The following is a 15,571-nucleotide window of genomic DNA, read 5'->3' on the forward strand; positions in this document are numbered from 1 at the left end:
TTGATTAACCGCGAAGATGCAAAGAACACCAACACTAGATTAGCAGAGGTTATGGATTAGAGGAGGAATTATCCCATGGAGCTAATTCACCGTTACCGTGGCAGTCTCTTAGGATTGGCTGTCGGGGATGCAGTCGGTACTACGTTAGAGTTTAAGCCACCAGGCTCCTTCACCCCGATTGAAGATATGGTGGGTGGTGGACCTTTTGGTTTGAAGCCAGGCTACTGGACTGATGATACATCCATGGCCCTGTGTTTAGCCCATAGTTTGATTGAGCAACAGGGGTTTGATCCAGTTGATCAATTACAGCAGTATCTGCGATGGTCCCGAGAAGGTTATCTAAGTAGCACAGGTCAGTGTTTTGACATTGGAAACACAGTATCCCAAGCCTTGCAGCAGTTTGAAAGAACCCAAAACCCTTACTGTGGTTCCACAGCTCCCCGTAGTGCTGGTAATGGGTCTATCATGCGCTTGGCTCCTGTGCCTTTGTTTTATGCAAAAAAACCCAGAGAAGCGATTGAGAAGTCTGGTGATAGTTCACGCACCACTCATGGAGTAGCAACCGCTGTCGATGCCTGTCGCTACTTGGGGGCCCTGCTAGTGGGAGCAGTTAATGGAGTAAGCAAAGAAGAACTGCTTTCGGAACTCTATTGCCCCATTCCTCGATACTGGCAAGAAAACCCAATGGTTGGGGAAATACACGAAATTGCCACAGGATCCTTCAAATACCGCCAGCCCCCAGAAATTAAGGGGACAGGTTATGTCGTGAAATCCTTAGAAGCGGCTTTATGGGCCTTTGAGCACAGTAGCTCGTTTCCGGAAGGCTGTCTGTTAGCCGTCAACTTAGGTGATGATGCTGATACCACCGGGGCAGTTTACGGACAATTGGCAGGAGCATTTTATGGAGCTCAAGGGATACCAGAATCTTGGCGTTCCCGACTAGTTAAACGGGAGCTGATTGAGTCCACAGCTGACCAACTATTTGCCCTGGCTCAACGGGCTTAAGTGATATCAATTAAGTGATATCAAGTTAAGTTATATCAATAGTTATAGCGTTTCAAATACTGATACAGTACATTCCATTTGCTTCCCCCCTCCCACCCTTCCGCCAGAAGTAGGGGGGATTCCGACTCCCGACTCCCGACTCCCGACTCCCGACTCCCAACTCCCATTAACCCCAAAGGCCAAAGTCCCTCACCCAGAAGCCAGGGGACTTGATATTAAATAGAATAGACCTGACCATCAATTAATAATCGGGTAATTCCTTTAGCTTGCAAATAGGAAGAGGTCTTCTGAAGCATCTGAGCATCAGGAACCTTGATGACTCGCTCAGAACGGTTAGAAAAACGCCGTGCTACCCTATGGTTTTCAAATACTGGCAAGGTTGTCTCTTGAACTTCTTCGTCAGGAATTTGTCCGAGGTCGCTAAACTCATTGAGAGGGCGAGCAATTAACTCCGCCGCTCGGTTGACTACCAGATAGCAGGTTTTAGGAAGAGAAGCTTCCGAGAGGGGCAAAATTTCAATATAAGAACCGCTTTTAGCCAGAGAGCTTCTGATGGATTGGTGAATCTCAGGATCTGGCAAGTCATCGTCCCAATCTTCATCTAGGTCATCTAGGTCATCTAGATCATCTAGATCATCTAGGTCATCTAGATCATCCAAATCCTCTAAATCATCATCTTGATCCAAATCCCCTAAATCTTCGTCCAACAACTCGGTGAATCTCCTAGTTGCTAGTCCCTTATGCTCAGGTAAGAATTGATCTTGGTCCTCAACAAACTTATCTTCATCTGAACTTGATGTGGTAATATCAAGTTGCAATTGGGTATGTTGCTCCTCTTCCTCCACTGGTGGTTGAGCAGCCACAGAGGAACGCTTACGTCGCCGACGTCCATCAGTAGGGGTTGAAGTCAATAAATCACTGGTAGATTCTGCTAATGGTTCATTTGCTAATGGTTCATTTTTGAGTCCAACTAGTGATGGTTGAGCTGCTGACTCTACCACAGGCTTAGCCGTTTTGACAGTAGAAGAGGAAACATTTTCAGCAGTACGATTAGAGCGCTTTTGTTGGATTAGAGCCTCGTATTCTGGCTCCAACAAGTTGCTCTTAAGGATACGGCTAATGGTGGAGTTGCTAACTCCATAACGGTCAGCCAGCGTTGAGGTTGTCTCTGCTGTCTGTCGATATAGTTCTAGGATGTCCTGTTTATCGACATCAGATAGTTTTCTTGGACTCATGCTACTTTTTCAGCTCGCCTGCGTGAACCACGACGGGAACGGCTCGATATTTGATATTCCAGGGCAGCCCCTATTGCAAACAATACACCACTGAATACAAAAAAGACTTCTGGTAAACCGCCACTTTGGTAGTTCGGTCTAGTCTCAGCATACTTAAACCACATATCTGCAATGTACAGGCAAAATGTTGCAGCGGCAATCATTTGCCAGGATTGGGAAAAACGTCCACCCCAAAACGCTAACAGTAGGGATGAGGCAATAATCAGCAGAATGACATCGAAACCAATGTAGAGGGTGGTCAATTGGTTTGAATAGGCACTCAGTGACTTGTCAAGTTCAATAGCCCAGGTTGGAGAATTTTGATCGGTACTCTGATTAGCCTCAGAGTTGGTTATTTCAGATGGCTCTGCCGAGATGACCATAGCATTATTTTCCAAGACCCGCAGTGGTTTGGTCGAGTCAGAAATAGAATAGGCAATGGTCACATCACCAGATTCAGGAGTGCTAGATTCGAGGGAAGGGGCAAGTAAGAGCAAAGCAGCTAAGGCCATCCCCACTATGGCAATCGCTACAATCGTTAACCCTTGCCAAAGTTCTAAGTTTAAGCGCCTGGGAATAACTGCTAAAAACATGCCTACCCCAAGACACACGTAGGAGGATAAGTAAAACACATCTGCTAGTGATACATCAGGGTTAAGGTGAAAATACAGCTCCCACACACCGAATATCAAGCTACCCATCAAATAGAACAGATTCCCCAGACCGAGTCCTAGCCAGACATTTCGTCCACTGGCAATCTGAGGGCTGCGCCAATTTCTGAAACAGAGAATACTTGCTACTAGGAAGGGTATACATTCTAAAAAGTAGGTACTAATCAGGTACCAAAATGGACTCTCTTGCCCAGGGGATGTAATCCCAAACAGCAAGAAGAATAATAGGGAAATAATCGCCCAAGCAATACCACCATAGATGATGGTATTGCTGCTCAAGAGGGTTAGATTACCTGATGACCGTTCTGCAGAGCTGCTCATAGGAATTTCACACTTATCACTAACTGGCACAATAAGACTATGGTTAGCCAGATAACATATTAATGATTCTAATCGCTTATTTTTAATTGTAGATTATTGCCATAGTTGACCAAGATCAGAGTTGTTAAGCCAGTTGATAAACTGAGTTTGCTCCTGAGCTGGCATATCCTGCAAGATATCGCTAACCCCCTGAGCAAAGTTGGTATTGCCAAAATAGCCTTTACCTAAGCGATAGAGTTCTTGCAACAGGGTGATCAGATGATGTTCTTCCCAGGTAGGAAAATCCGAGTTGGTAAGGGGGTCGATTTTGAGCAATTGTTGTACAGCTTGGGTCGATTGAACCTGGGGAAAGTTTGAATCTATCAAGATCTTGGCGATATCCTTCTGAAACAACCCAGCTTGTCTAGCTCCTAAGAAGTCTTCCACATCCATATACACCGTCTGTAGTAGCAAAATACAGGCTTGAATGTAGGATCCCCTAGTGCCCCCAGAGCTGGGTTCAGTCCCTAATTGCTCCAGACGGATTTTTCCCCAAACGCTGTAGCGCTCAGGTTCTTCCAACAATACACAAGCTTTTCCCCGATGATCGGTGAGGTCTCGCCAGAAAGCTATGGCTTCCTCTTCCTGAGTGGCACCAAATACACTGAGCAGGCGAAAGGTTTGCCCCTGGTAATTGAGAATTGGGATTTGCTGCTCCCTCTGTGGGTGCTGAATACTAGAGATTTCAACATCCTGCCTTTTCAAAATAAACATGATACTGGCACATGACTCCTGAGAGGGTCAGGGGGTGCTGTTGACGAAGTGTTCTAACCCCCTAGTACTCTGTCAATTTAGTTTTGAGGGTTAGGGCAAGGTGGCAAAGTGGCAAGCTGGCAAGGTGGCAGGGTGTTAAGTCATACCTAATGCCTAGTAAAAGCGTGCCTAATCCGGAAAAGTATAGTTTACCCCTCAATTCAATTTTGACAGAGTACTAGTCACTATCTCCTGATCAGAATCCTTGTGACAGGGTCTGACTAAGTTCTGATCAGTGACACTGACTATTTACCTACCTTAACTCGGGTTCGAGCGAAGTGCCTTGAGTCTTACTGCTAATTGAGACAAGCAATCGATAATTGTGGTGGCTATCGACTTAACCTGAAAGCTATCCTGAGATCGGTAACGGGCAACGGGCAACGGTTAACAAGCACTGCCTTCTGTTACCCGAGCCATTGTTCCTTGATCCGAAGTTCCCTGTTTCTGCTTGACCTTGACTGTCTCGTTTTAAATTGGTATAGTGCTTATATTTTGTTTACCATTACAGGAGTAAATCCCCCCAAAGCGCCTTGATCAGACTAGGTATTAGGCACACAGAGACTGTTACCCGATCACCAGCCAAGCAAAAACAGTTTTTTCTGATGTATGATATAGCTATGCCCTCGTAGCTCAGTGGATAGAGCTAGGGATTTCTAATCCCTCGGTCGTAGGTTCAAATCCTACCGAGGGCGCTTTTTGGTCATTGATTATTAGTCAAAAGTCAATACCATCCGGCTTAGTCTGCCTCACAAAATACATAGGACTAAGGATTAATTACTAATGACTAAATGTAAATCTAAATGTAAAGTGATGTTGCGGTTCTCTTAAAAATTATTGAGAAATCCCCCAAACCTTGATCACAAGCATATGCTTAGCTAAACCGCGAGAAGCCCGGCACTTTACCCGATAGGATAAGTGTCGGGTAAAGTGCCGGGCAAGGGTCCCAACGGAGCTTGCGAATTAACTGTGACATACTAGGTATAGTAGGGACATCAAATTTAAGAGCTAATCGCCACCTACTAATTAAACCTTGACAACAAAGAATATGGGGTTCCATTTAGAAAAACTCGATAGTTTGAGTTATCTGTGAATGGGTAAAATTCTATAGGTGCGCGAACCGTTCGCCGTAGGCGACGCTTTTGGGCAAAGCCCGACGCGGGGCGCGTTCGCGCCCCGCTTGGCCTACGGCCAAACCCGAACGGCGAATTAAATTCCCGTGGCGGTGCGCGCCTGCAGTACTTTGGTTAATGAACTTCTTGTATTGTAAGGCGTGGGTCGGGGCATTCCGGAGGCGAAACCTTAGAAGAGCGATGCAGCAAGGGAACAGGGGGTTTCCCCCACTCGGGCTTTGCATGGCTGACAGGGCAGCCTTAATCATAAAGTTTTAACCCTTTACCCATAGCCGACTAACCATAAAGGCTGCCCTCTTCTTGCGGTAACTTCTGACCGTGTCGTTAATAAAGCTTACCGAACGCGCCCCGCGTGGCCAAAGGCCTTGTATCCGTTCGCGCCCCGCGTCAGGCTTTGCCCGATAGCGATGGCTGGAGTTGGTAAGAAGCCCGCGCTGTACAGCCCTTGTCAGCGTCGGTAGTATGTCACAAAAATAAAGAAATGTGTCAAGAGATTCCATGGATAACTTACAACGATATCGCATTGTATGCACCCTAAGCTTTGGTGACATTTATGGACAAATTATGGTTTGGTTAATCGTAATTTTCCTGAGTCTCGCCTCAGCCTTAGCTCTTTGGAGTGCTGACCGCCAAATTTACGCTCTGGCAACTGTCGGGCTAATTTTGGTACTATCTCTGCCCTTCCTGCTCTTTGCCTTCGTGACTACATTGTTAAACCATATTGAAATTTCTCAGATGGAAGAGGAGGAAACCACATCAACAGCTGGAGGCAGAGCCCCTAGACAGAAACCGATTGAGGCGACCGGTTGAAGAGAATCCCAACCATCCCCGGCTTTTTCCGCAACCCGGGGAAGGGGAGTTGAGAGCCTCCGTACTTGAGGAGGATAACTTCCTTTTTCCGTAATCCTAGACGCTAGATGCCTAGAGGCTAGAACCTAGAGCCTAAAATAGGAATTCGGATTCCATAATACGAGCGAGATGCTAGAACACGATGTCATTATTGTCGGTGGGGGATTAGCTGGATGTCGCGCTGCTTTAGAGATTAAACGCTCTGAGCCTAAGCTGGATGTCGCTCTTGTGGCTAAAACTCACCCCATTCGTTCCCATTCGGTGGCTGCCCAAGGGGGTATGGCAGCTACTCTGAAGAATGTTGATGCGTCCGATAGCTGGGAAGCCCATGCCTTTGACACGGTTAAAGGGTCTGACTACTTGGCAGACCAGGATGCAGTAGAAATCCTCACCAAAGAGGCTCCAGAGGTGGTCATTGAGCTGGAACACATGGGGGTTCTGTTTTCCCGCTTACCCGATGGTCGGATTGCTCAGAGGGCTTTTGGAGGTCATTCCCATCGCCGCACTTGCTACGCGGCAGATAAGACGGGTCACGCCATTTTGCATGAACTGGTTAACAATCTCCGCCATAACGGTGTCAAACTCTACGATGAGTGGTACGTTATGCAGCTGATTTTGGAAGAGGGTCAGGCAAAAGGGGTGGTGATGTTCCAGCTCCTAGACACGAAGGTGGAAGTAGTACGGGCAAAAGCGGTCATGTTTGCTACCGGGGGTTATGGACGGGTATTTAATACGACCTCCAATGACTTTGCCTCCACTGGGGATGGTCTGGGAATGTCAGCTCTGGCTGGGGTGCCTTTGGAAGATATGGAGTTTGTACAGTTTCATCCTACGGGCTTGTATCCGGTAGGAGTTTTGATTTCTGAGGCGGTACGAGGGGAAGGGGCTTATCTGATTAACTCAGAAGGCGATCGCTTTATGAGGGACTACGCCCCCAAACAAATGGAACTGGCACCCCGGGATATTACTTCAAGAGCAATTACCCTAGAACTCAGAGCTGGTCGTGGCATTCATCCTGATGGCAGTGCAGGTGGACCTTTTGTTTACCTTGACCTGCGCCACATGGGCAAAGAAAAGATTATGAGTCGGATTCCCTTTTGCTGGGAAGAAGCCCATCGATTGGTTGGTATTGACGCAGTACATCAACCAATGCCAGTACGACCAACTGCCCACTATTCCATGGGGGGAATCCCTGTCAACACCGATGGACAAGTTCATAGTGGTAAAGATGGGTTAATTGAGGGCTTCTTTGCCGCTGGGGAATCAGCCTGTATCTCTGTTCATGGGGCAAATCGCCTCGGGAGTAATTCCCTGTTGGAATGTGTGGTTTATGGCAAAAGAACTGGTGCTGCGATCGCAAAATACGTCCAAGACCGGAAGTTACCAGACATTGACGAGCAATCCTACCTCAATGCAGCCCAGGCAAAAATCAAAGCCCTTGTGGAAAAATCTGGCACCTTACGGCTTAACCAGTTGCGTCAAGCTTTCCAAGACTGTATGACCCAATTCTGTGGCGTTTTCCGTAACCAAGCGTCCATGGAGGAGGGATTAAACCAACTCGAAGAATTCAAACAACAGTACCAGCAAATTTATTTGGATGACAAAGGCAACTGCTGGAACACTGAAATTATCGAAGCCTTGGAACTGCGCAATTTAATGATAGTCGGAGAAATTATTCTTACCTCTGCTCTGAACCGACGAGAAAGCCGGGGTGCCCATAGCCGGGAGGATTATCCCCAACGGGATGATCCCAATTTTCTCAAACACACCCTAGCGTTTTACTCATCTGCAGGTATTGACCTGCAATATAAACCGGTCAGCATTACCTTGTTTGAACCGAAAGAGCGGAAGTATTGATTACTACTCCGAGACTGCGTCAGTGGTCGAGTCATGAGTAAGTGACGCTCCTACTCTGTGTTGGTTACTCATGACTAATCACGCTTTGGCCAATGACTAATTTTCTGGAGTTTCTGGAGTTTCTGGAGTTTCTGGAGTTTCGGCTGCCAACTGTTTGACTTGGTCTTTGTACTTGGCTGGTGCTAGGGATGCAGCCTGGTCAAACAGGGGTTTAGCCTTTTCAGTGTTACCCTGTTCTTTAAAAATCATGGCTTTAGCTAGCACTGGTCTCCAGTCATCTTGGCTGCCTTTGATCGCCTGGTCATATATAGCTGTGGCTTCGTCATAACGCTTCTGATTCGCGTAAACTTGACCTAACAACAACTGCACAGAAATGACATCAATGCTCCCAGGTTTAATCTCATTGACTTGCTGGGAACTTTTTAAGGTGTCTTGCAGCAAACCGATGGCTGCTTCTGGGCGGTTTTCCTGGGTTAGCAAACTAACTAACCCTTGCAGAGCATTCATATCCCCAGGCTTAGCGTTTAATATGTCCCGATAGGCTTGAGCTGCTCCTTCGCGATCGCCAATTTGTTGTTTTACCTGAGCCAGCAAGACTCCATAATCTGTCTGGTCTGTATTGAGTTTGGCTAACTTTTCTAAGGGTTCAATGGTGCCTTTGATGTCTCTGAGCTGCAGCCGTATCTCCAGCAGACCTCTCAAAGCCGTTAAATTTTCTGGTTCTCGCTGCAAGACTAGTTCATAACCCTTGGCTTGAGCTTCTAGTTCTGCTTGCTGCTGGGCAGAAATATTTGGTGTAGCTGTAGGTGTTGCCCCAACAGAGGCGGGATTATCCTTGAAAATATTCCCTAGCAAAGGAATCATCGAAATACCGATAAACGCTAGCACAGCTAGTACTAGCACTATTTTGATCCACAGACTGCGCTTTTGAGACACAAAACTTTCTTTAACTCTATTCCCATTTTGATACTCCCCGGCCTGAAGGGACGAGGATTCTTTAGCGGAGGTACCCTTTTGGGGCATTGCTCGTAGCAACTACCAACATGGGGTTGATAGTCCACTTGGCGGTACCAATTGCCTCTACTCTCTCCGGCACATGGCCATTGAGTCTACTTTTTTGGAAGTAATTTGATTCGCTCTCGAAAAAGACTTGTGCGTGGCATTGGGCTGGAGTTGGAGTCTTTTGACCGAGTACCCATTTCGAGTATCTCCCATTTAACCAAAGCGTCCCACTGCTGGGAGTTTCACCCTTCCTTTCCGGGTCATCGCGTCTTCTATTATTCTAACACAAAGCCGTCGAACGAAGGACGGGGTTTGGGACCCATTTTCTTTGATGAAACGATTTGGGGAGCTTTATTGTCTCCTCCGATCAATGCCATCTATCTAAATAAGCTAGCATTAAAGCTCATTTAAATCGGCTAGAAACCGCTCAGATTAAAGATTCCATAAACTTTGCGGATCTAAGCTTTATCTCACTGCATTCTGTACAGTGGGTAGACTAGTACCAAGTGCGCTCACCCTCCAGTTTTTTGGTGGCAACAGTCCAGAAGAATTTTTTCTGGAAAGGACACCGGAAAGCTGGAACATGTTGACAAGACAATGCTGCCAATGTCAGTCAAAACCACCCATGGGAATGTGTCTCCGCCGCTAGGAGGTTATATGAATTCGTCTGTGAATGGGCTTCCCGACTCAGCTGAGTCGTCTCGAATCCAACCACCGGAAGTATCCAGTGTGCAAAACCAGCCCCCAGAAACACCAACTGGTGGCTCTCAAGATACCACCAAATCAGATCCCTTAGCTGAATCTAATGGGACAGTAACTACTCAGGTCTCAAGTCAGCTCTCAAGTCAGGTCTCAAGTCAGGTCTCAAGACAGCACCCAATTCCTGCCCCCAGTGAACCTAGGCAATACCGCGCCATCGGTCTGGTCAATGGCAAATATATGCCTTCCGCAGAGCAGTTGACCAGGGGAACACTTGTAGCGGCAGATGGAACCTTGATTGATGCTGTGTTACTCGGTCGGGTCATGAGTTTGGTCAAGAATCACTTAGATCTCAATCAGCCCCACCTCTGGGTTGTCTATCCCCGCATCAGGCAAGCAGACGATAACTTACATGTCCAAATTGTTGGCGTCTGGGAACCAGAAACTCTCGAACCCACAGCTGAAGCTGAAACAACTGACTCGGGAGTTGCTCAGTCCGAAGCAGAAGTCGAGACATCAAATGACTGCTCAGAAGCTGAGGTGGAACCGATTCCTAAGGATGGCTATTTTTCCATTCGTGGCGAGGTGATCTACCATTCGCGGGAGAATGAACAAGTCGTTGTTAAAATTAGGCAATTACCTCGTAAAGAGTCAGATAAGCCTAAGTTTTTCAAGTTAAAGCTTAAGGGTTGCCTGGGAGAAAGGGTCGTTGGTCATTTTTGGGATTTACATGCACAGCTGCAAGCCAATACCCTGGTAATCCAGGAAGGAAATGATATTGGTTTTCTCAACAAAAAAGGACCAAAGAGGAAACCATTTAATAAAAATAAGAAACGTTTTGGTCCTAAAAAGAGTTACCCGAAGCCACGCCCTGCTCGTAAAAAGGATGGCGCGGCTACAGCCACAGCACCCAAACCCCAAACACCAAGACCGAAACCGATCAAGCGTATTGAGAAGGGTAGTCAGGGTGATCCCTCTGGGAATTCTGCTTGATGGGAAGTGGAGAATTGCTCGAAGCGTGAGCTACCACGCTTTACTTTGAAGAATATGGGGGAATGGGGGAATGGGGACGGACATGGAATATCCCCTACTCCCCTACTCCAGTATCTATTCTCCTGGCAGACTCAGAGGGACTCGCAGGAGTTTATTCAATTTTAATTTAATTGATTTTTTGCTTGGCGAGATGGTAGGATTAACAGTCAACGGTAAACCGTTAACGGTCAACAGTCAACAATAATGACAGTTTATTATTAAAGTTTTTTAAACAAAGGCTGTCTTAATTTAAAGTTTTAATTAAGGGCTCTACTTGACTAGATTATAAGGAATAATTAACTTCATAACTACGGAGGAATTCGGGGAATAAAGACTAGTACATTATTGTTCCGAAGTTCCGAAGTTATGAAGTTATGAAGTTACCTTTAAATTAATTTGATGTCCTAAGGATTATGATCAAATCTATAACTATAAATTATAGATTTGATGAAGGATACGCTAACTAATAGCGTTATTGAATCCTATGGCGAGATAAATTCCATGGATAGGTAAATTTATAAAAATGTTTGATTGATGTCCATGAGCTACCTAATTAAGGTAGTCTTTTTTGGTGAGATCCTACGCTATCTATGACTATTTTTCTTACCCTGAGCGTTGTTGTACTAGCTTTAATCAGTTTCATTAGGGAATGGATGCCAGTGGATATCACTGCGATCGCAGTGATGGTGTTACTGATGCTTCTAAAGCTAGTCACCCCAGAACAGGGAATCTCCGGTTTTGGCAACCCTGCCACGATCACTGTGATGGCTATGTTTATCCTCAGTGCTGGGATTGCCCGAACTGGGGCGCTTCAAATCGTGAATGACCTACTGCTGAAGTGGGGAGGCAAGGAGTCAACCCAGCAAATCTTTACCATGGGAATGATTGCTGGTCCGATAACGGGCTTCATTAACAATACCGCTGTGGTGGCTGTACTACTTCCTATTGTAGAAGATTGGTGCCGCAAGCAAAGTATTTCCCCTTCTAGGCTTTTGATGCCCTTATCCTTTGTCACTATCTTAGGGGGCATGATCACTACCATTGGCACCTCCACTAATGTCTTGGCCAGTGGGTTGTCTAAACAGTTGGGCTATGGTGATTTCAGCTTGTTTCAATTCACCCAATTGGGGCTAATTACATTTACCGTAGGATTGGCATATTTGGCTCTAGTGGCACCCCGACTTTTGCCCAACCGTAAAGTAGCTAGCAATGGTATTGTCACTCAAGACTATAATCTCAAAGAGTATGTCAGTGAAATTGTAATTACACCAGATTCCAGCCTAGTGGGGCAAAGCCTACGTGCCAGTGAAATCCAGCGGAAGTTTGATTTGGACGTTTTGGAACTGATTCGCAATGGTAGCCGTTTTCCCCAACCGCTGGCAGATAAAGTATTGCGACCAGGGGATATTTTGATTGTGAGGTCTGGTCGGGAGTGTCTGCTGAGAGTCAAAGATCAACGAGGGATAGAAATCTTAGCTGATGTCCAATTTGGACAGCAACCGTTGGAAACCGGTCTTACCTCTGGGGAGGAGGGGATTGCTGAGGTGTTGATCCTGGCTAACTCTAATTTAATTGGCTCAACCTTAAAGGATATGCGGTTTCGGCAACGCTATAACGGTACGGTTTTGGCAATTCGACGGGGACAGGAACTGGTCAGAGAAAGACTTGGACGAGTTTCCTTGCACTTTGGTGATGTGCTGTTGGTACAAGGGCCGAGGCAAAGTTTGTTGGGATTGCAAACCAGTCGAGATTTGTTGGTGATTGGACAGCGAGATTTAGAAACCCTACGGCGAGACAAAGCAGTAATTGCGATCGCAATTAGTGTCGGGGTAGTCTTAGCAGCTGCCTTTAATGTGCTACCGATTATGGTGAGTGCCTTGTTGGGAGTAGTCTTGATGGTGATCACTGGTTGTCTCAAGCCTGGGGAACTATACGGAACAGTACGCTGGGATATTATTTTCCTGCTGGCTGGGTTAATTCCTTTGGGGATAGCGATGAAGCAGTCAGGCACAACTGAATGGTTAGCCGAAAATCTAGTGGCACTAGGGGGTAATCTTCCTGGTTATTGGTTGTTAACACTGTTCTATGTGGTTACTGTCATGATTACAGAGGTGCTGTCTAACAATGCTTCGGTAGTGTTACTATTGCCGATTGCTGTGGAGGTAGCTAAGAGTTTGAGTCTGAATCCTTTAGCGTTTATGTTTACAGTGATGTTTGCCGCATCCAATAGTTTTATGACTCCGATTGGGTATCAGACCAATACCATGGTTTATGGGCCAGGGGGTTACAGGTTTTTGGATTTTGCTAGGGTGGGTGCCCCATTAAGTTTGTTGATGGCGTTGATTATTCCGCCACTGGTTATTGCCCTGTATGGGTTGTCTTGAGTTTTACTGCTATAAATAAGCTGCTCTTTATTTCCTACCCACTCGCGCTTTGGATCAAGACAGGGTTTGTTTTTTAACTGAATAGTATCCAATTTTAATACACAACAACTTAGAGTTTTTTTTCTGAACCAATGAATTTACTTAATTGGTTAAACTATCCAGATTTAACAGATAGTTTTTGAATAAGTTAACAGATAATTATTATCAGGGATAACTCTAGATTTAACCTAGATTAAACTTTTAAATATAACCTGTATTTCTACTCCCTACTCCCTACTCCCTACTCCCTGCTCCCTACTCCCTACTCCCTACTCCCTACTCCCTGCTCCCTACTCCCTGAAACCCGAAAATTTGTACCTCACCCAATTGATAACTGCTAGAAAAGTGAGGAGATAGTTTTGAAACGGACTAAAGGATCAGATCAGAGATTACCCAGGGTGGTTTATACTCCTGAGAGTAAGATGAGGCATCCGCTTCAATTATTTCAAGAGATGGGGCGAGACTTGCTAGCTTCTAGGGAGCTAGCTTGGCGACTTCTGGTGCGGGATATCAGTGCCCAATACCGCCAGTCATTTCTGGGAATTGTCTGGGCTTTTATACCACCAATTGTGACAGCTGTTGGCTTTACTATGGCTAAGAGTAACGGGGTGATTAATGTTGGTAGCACGGAGTTGCCCTATCCAGCTTATGTGATGTTTAGCATGACCCTGTGGCAGACTTTTGTGGAAACACTGAATGGTCCTGTCCAAGCCGTGACCCAGGCCAAGGCAATGTTGGCTAAAATTAATTTCCCCCGTGAAGCGATTATTCTTAGCAAACTCGGTCAAGTATTTTTTAACTTTGGTATCAAGTTAATTCTGATTGTGGGCTTGTTTATCTGGTTCAAGATGCCAGTAAGTTGGAGCGTGATTATAGCACCAGTTGCTTTGATTAATCTTGTCTTATTCGGAACATTTATTGGCTTGTTATTAGCCCCGATGGGAGCCTTGTATAAAGATTTTTCTATGGGTCTTACTTTGGCAACTGGATTTTGGTTATTTCTGACTCCAGTTGTCTATCCAGTTCCTAGTGAGGGGGTATTTGGCGCTATTGTGAAATTCAATCCAGTCACTCCTTTGCTGGTGACAACACGAGAGTTGGCAACCACAGGTGTGATCTCCGATCCCCTGGGATTTTGGGTGGCGAGTGGAATTGCTGTGGTGGGATTGCTACTAGCTTGGATTGTCTATCGTCTCTCCATGCCTTTTGTAGTTGAGAGGATGAGTTCTTAATGATGATTAGTACCACTGAGCAAGACCTTGCGAACAAATCCCAGGATAGTGAAGTCATTCTCTCGATTAATGGGGTTTCTAAAAAGTTTTGTCGGGACTTGAAGCGGTCTTTATTATATGGGGTTCATGATATTGCCACTGAGTTATTAGGATTGCGGCAGAAGGATGATAAGCTGCGGAAAAAGGAGTTTTGGGCACTTAAGGATGTCAGTATTCAATTGCGACGAGGAGAAGCAATTGGCTTAGTGGGTAAAAATGGTAGTGGTAAATCGACATTATTGCGGATTATTAGTGGTTTGATTAAGCCGGATGTTGGCTCTGTGGAAGTTAAAGGTCGCTTGGCACCATTGATTGCGTTAGGAGCAGGGTTTAATCCGATTTTGACAGGGCGGGAAAATATTTATGCCAATATGTCGATTTTGGGGTTGTCGAAAAAAGAAATTGATCAGCGGTTTGATCAAGTTTTAGAGTTTGCGGAAATTGGCGATGCGATTGATGCGCCCGTACAAACCTATAGTTCTGGCATGGCAGCAAGGTTAGGCTTCGCTAGTGCAATTCATACAGAACCAGATATTCTTCTGATTGATGAGGTGCTAGCAGTTGGCGATATTCTGTTTAGGATGAAATGCTATAGAAAGCTATCTGAATTACGGTATAAAGGTACAACGTTTGTGTTAGTAGCTCACAATCCTAATTCTATTCTATCTATTTGTGATTCAGCAATTTATCTTCAACGGGGAAAATTACTAGCAGTTGGTAAAGCCCCTGTGGTAATGCAACAATATGATCAAGATTTGTTCCTAGATAACAAACAGGAATCAAAAGGAGCTGTTTTCTTTAAAGAAAAACCCGCAGAACAAAGCACTGGTTTAGATATTATTGGCGTTTACTTTAGAGATGGACAAGGAAATAGGATTGACTATCCTCTCAGTGGTCAACCGGTATCCTTTTGTGTTAAGTGCAAAGCTCACACAGAAATTGATAATGGAACCCTTTTTATTATTATTAGACAAAGTTCTGGAGAAGGTGAACCATTATTAAATCTAGATAGTTACCTAGACAACACAATATTTAAATTTTCTAATGGACTAGTTGAGCTTCAGATAGAAATGCCTTACCTTGGATTACGTCCAGGTTCTTATTCTACTAAAGTCTGGGTTCAAAAACCACCTAAATATATCTACGACCACGTAGTATTCAAATTCCAAGTTAAAAGTAATACTTTAATGACTCAATGTCAATTTTATCAACCTAGACAATGGAAAGTTTTAACCCAATGATTTT

Annotated in this window: 13 protein-coding genes and 1 tRNA gene; 9 read left to right on the forward strand and 5 right to left on the reverse strand. The window is 45.3% G+C overall.

Annotation, left to right across the window (positions count from 1 at the left end; genetic code table 11):
- Positions 1-75: 75 nt before the first annotated feature.
- Positions 76-1,005 (forward strand): ADP-ribosylglycohydrolase family protein, encoded by a 930-nt coding sequence (locus BJP34_RS34870; RefSeq protein WP_070396293.1) that lies wholly within the window; start codon positions 76-78, stop codon positions 1,003-1,005.
- A 35-nt stretch (positions 1,006-1,040) separates the two neighbouring features.
- Here BJP34_RS34870 and BJP34_RS45260 read toward each other — a convergent pair whose 3' ends face one another.
- From BJP34_RS45260 to BJP34_RS34885, 4 genes are all read right to left on the reverse strand, one after another.
- Entirely contained in the window at positions 1,041-1,181 is a 141-nt protein-coding gene (locus BJP34_RS45260; RefSeq protein ID WP_158517649.1) for a hypothetical protein, read from the reverse strand.
- A 39-nt stretch (positions 1,182-1,220) separates the two neighbouring features.
- Positions 1,221-2,240: a hypothetical protein gene (locus tag BJP34_RS34875; protein WP_070396294.1), complete on the reverse strand. Its 1,020-nt coding sequence runs from the start codon at positions 2,238-2,240 to the stop codon at positions 1,221-1,223.
- Positions 2,237-3,271: a hypothetical protein gene (locus tag BJP34_RS34880; RefSeq protein WP_070397039.1), complete on the reverse strand. Its 1,035-nt coding sequence runs from the start codon at positions 3,269-3,271 to the stop codon at positions 2,237-2,239. Before BJP34_RS34880 ends, BJP34_RS34875 begins: the two co-directional genes overlap by 4 nt.
- Before the next feature lie 93 nt (positions 3,272-3,364).
- Entirely contained in the window at positions 3,365-4,024 is a 660-nt protein-coding gene (locus BJP34_RS34885) for an Npun_F0813 family protein (RefSeq protein WP_070396295.1), read from the reverse strand.
- A 658-nt stretch (positions 4,025-4,682) separates the two neighbouring features.
- Here BJP34_RS34885 and BJP34_RS34890 point away from each other — a divergent pair.
- The 3 genes from BJP34_RS34890 (at position 4,683) to BJP34_RS34900 (ending at position 7,899) form a co-directional block, all read left to right on the forward strand.
- Positions 4,683-4,755: transfer RNA gene (locus BJP34_RS34890), tRNA-Arg, on the forward strand.
- Between the two features lie 936 nt (positions 4,756-5,691).
- On the forward strand, positions 5,692-6,003 hold the full coding sequence (locus BJP34_RS34895; RefSeq protein WP_070396296.1) for a hypothetical protein: 312 nt from the start codon (positions 5,692-5,694) through the stop codon (positions 6,001-6,003).
- Positions 6,004-6,171: 168 nt separating this feature from the next.
- Positions 6,172-7,899, forward strand: coding sequence for a succinate dehydrogenase/fumarate reductase flavoprotein subunit (locus BJP34_RS34900; RefSeq protein WP_070396297.1), 1,728 nt, complete (start codon positions 6,172-6,174; stop codon positions 7,897-7,899).
- 96 nt (positions 7,900-7,995) lie between these two features.
- Here BJP34_RS34900 and BJP34_RS34905 read toward each other — a convergent pair whose 3' ends face one another.
- Positions 7,996-8,922 (reverse strand): tetratricopeptide repeat protein, encoded by a 927-nt coding sequence (locus BJP34_RS34905; RefSeq protein ID WP_149031348.1) that lies wholly within the window; start codon positions 8,920-8,922, stop codon positions 7,996-7,998.
- 636 nt (positions 8,923-9,558) lie between these two features.
- Between BJP34_RS34905 and BJP34_RS34910 the strand changes: the two genes are divergently transcribed.
- The 5 genes from BJP34_RS34910 (at position 9,559) to BJP34_RS34925 (ending at position 15,567) form a co-directional block, all read left to right on the forward strand.
- A complete protein-coding gene (locus BJP34_RS34910; RefSeq protein WP_070396298.1) occupies positions 9,559-10,593 on the forward strand; it encodes a hypothetical protein in 1,035 nt (344 codons plus the stop codon).
- Positions 10,594-10,663: 70 nt separating this feature from the next.
- On the forward strand, positions 10,664-10,837 hold the full coding sequence (locus tag BJP34_RS45265) for a hypothetical protein (protein ID WP_158517650.1): 174 nt from the start codon (positions 10,664-10,666) through the stop codon (positions 10,835-10,837).
- Positions 10,838-11,222: 385 nt separating this feature from the next.
- Positions 11,223-13,016 carry an SLC13 family permease gene (locus tag BJP34_RS34915; protein WP_070396299.1) on the forward strand — a complete coding sequence of 598 codons (1,794 nt, stop codon included), beginning with the start codon at positions 11,223-11,225 and terminating at the stop codon, positions 13,014-13,016.
- 398 nt (positions 13,017-13,414) lie between these two features.
- Complete coding sequence (locus BJP34_RS34920; RefSeq protein ID WP_229424177.1) at positions 13,415-14,287, forward strand: ABC transporter permease; 873 nt, start codon at positions 13,415-13,417, stop codon at positions 14,285-14,287.
- The gene (locus tag BJP34_RS34925; protein ID WP_229424178.1) at positions 14,287-15,567 is read left to right on the forward strand and encodes an ABC transporter ATP-binding protein; all 1,281 of its coding nucleotides are present in this window, start codon (positions 14,287-14,289) and stop codon (positions 15,565-15,567) included. Before BJP34_RS34920 ends, BJP34_RS34925 begins: the two co-directional genes overlap by 1 nt.
- Positions 15,568-15,571: the final 4 nt, after the last annotated feature.

The sequence above is a fragment of the Moorena producens PAL-8-15-08-1 genome (assembly GCF_001767235.1).
In the GTDB taxonomy this organism is placed as follows: Bacteria; Cyanobacteriota; Cyanobacteriia; order Cyanobacteriales; family Coleofasciculaceae; genus Moorena; species Moorena producens_A.

Excerpts from the sequence above, each read along its gene's own strand:
- BJP34_RS34915 (WP_070396299.1), top strand. The coding sequence starts at position 11,223 with ATGACTATTTTTCTTACCCTGAGCGTTGTTGTACTAGCTTTAATCAGT.
- BJP34_RS34925 (WP_229424178.1), top strand. The coding sequence starts at position 14,287 with ATGATGATTAGTACCACTGAGCAAGACCTTGCGAACAAATCCCAGGAT.
- BJP34_RS34875 (WP_070396294.1), bottom strand. The coding sequence starts at position 2,240 with ATGAGTCCAAGAAAACTATCTGATGTCGATAAACAGGACATCCTAGAA.
- BJP34_RS34910 (WP_070396298.1), top strand. The coding sequence starts at position 9,559 with ATGAATTCGTCTGTGAATGGGCTTCCCGACTCAGCTGAGTCGTCTCGA.
- BJP34_RS34870 (WP_070396293.1), top strand. The coding sequence starts at position 76 with ATGGAGCTAATTCACCGTTACCGTGGCAGTCTCTTAGGATTGGCTGTC.
- BJP34_RS34900 (WP_070396297.1), top strand. The coding sequence starts at position 6,172 with ATGCTAGAACACGATGTCATTATTGTCGGTGGGGGATTAGCTGGATGT.
- BJP34_RS34895 (WP_070396296.1), top strand. The coding sequence starts at position 5,692 with ATGGATAACTTACAACGATATCGCATTGTATGCACCCTAAGCTTTGGT.
- BJP34_RS45265 (WP_158517650.1), top strand. The coding sequence starts at position 10,664 with ATGGGGACGGACATGGAATATCCCCTACTCCCCTACTCCAGTATCTAT.
- BJP34_RS34905 (WP_149031348.1), bottom strand. The coding sequence starts at position 8,922 with ATGCCCCAAAAGGGTACCTCCGCTAAAGAATCCTCGTCCCTTCAGGCC.
- BJP34_RS34885 (WP_070396295.1), bottom strand. The coding sequence starts at position 4,024 with ATGTTTATTTTGAAAAGGCAGGATGTTGAAATCTCTAGTATTCAGCAC.
- BJP34_RS34880 (WP_070397039.1), bottom strand. The coding sequence starts at position 3,271 with ATGAGCAGCTCTGCAGAACGGTCATCAGGTAATCTAACCCTCTTGAGC.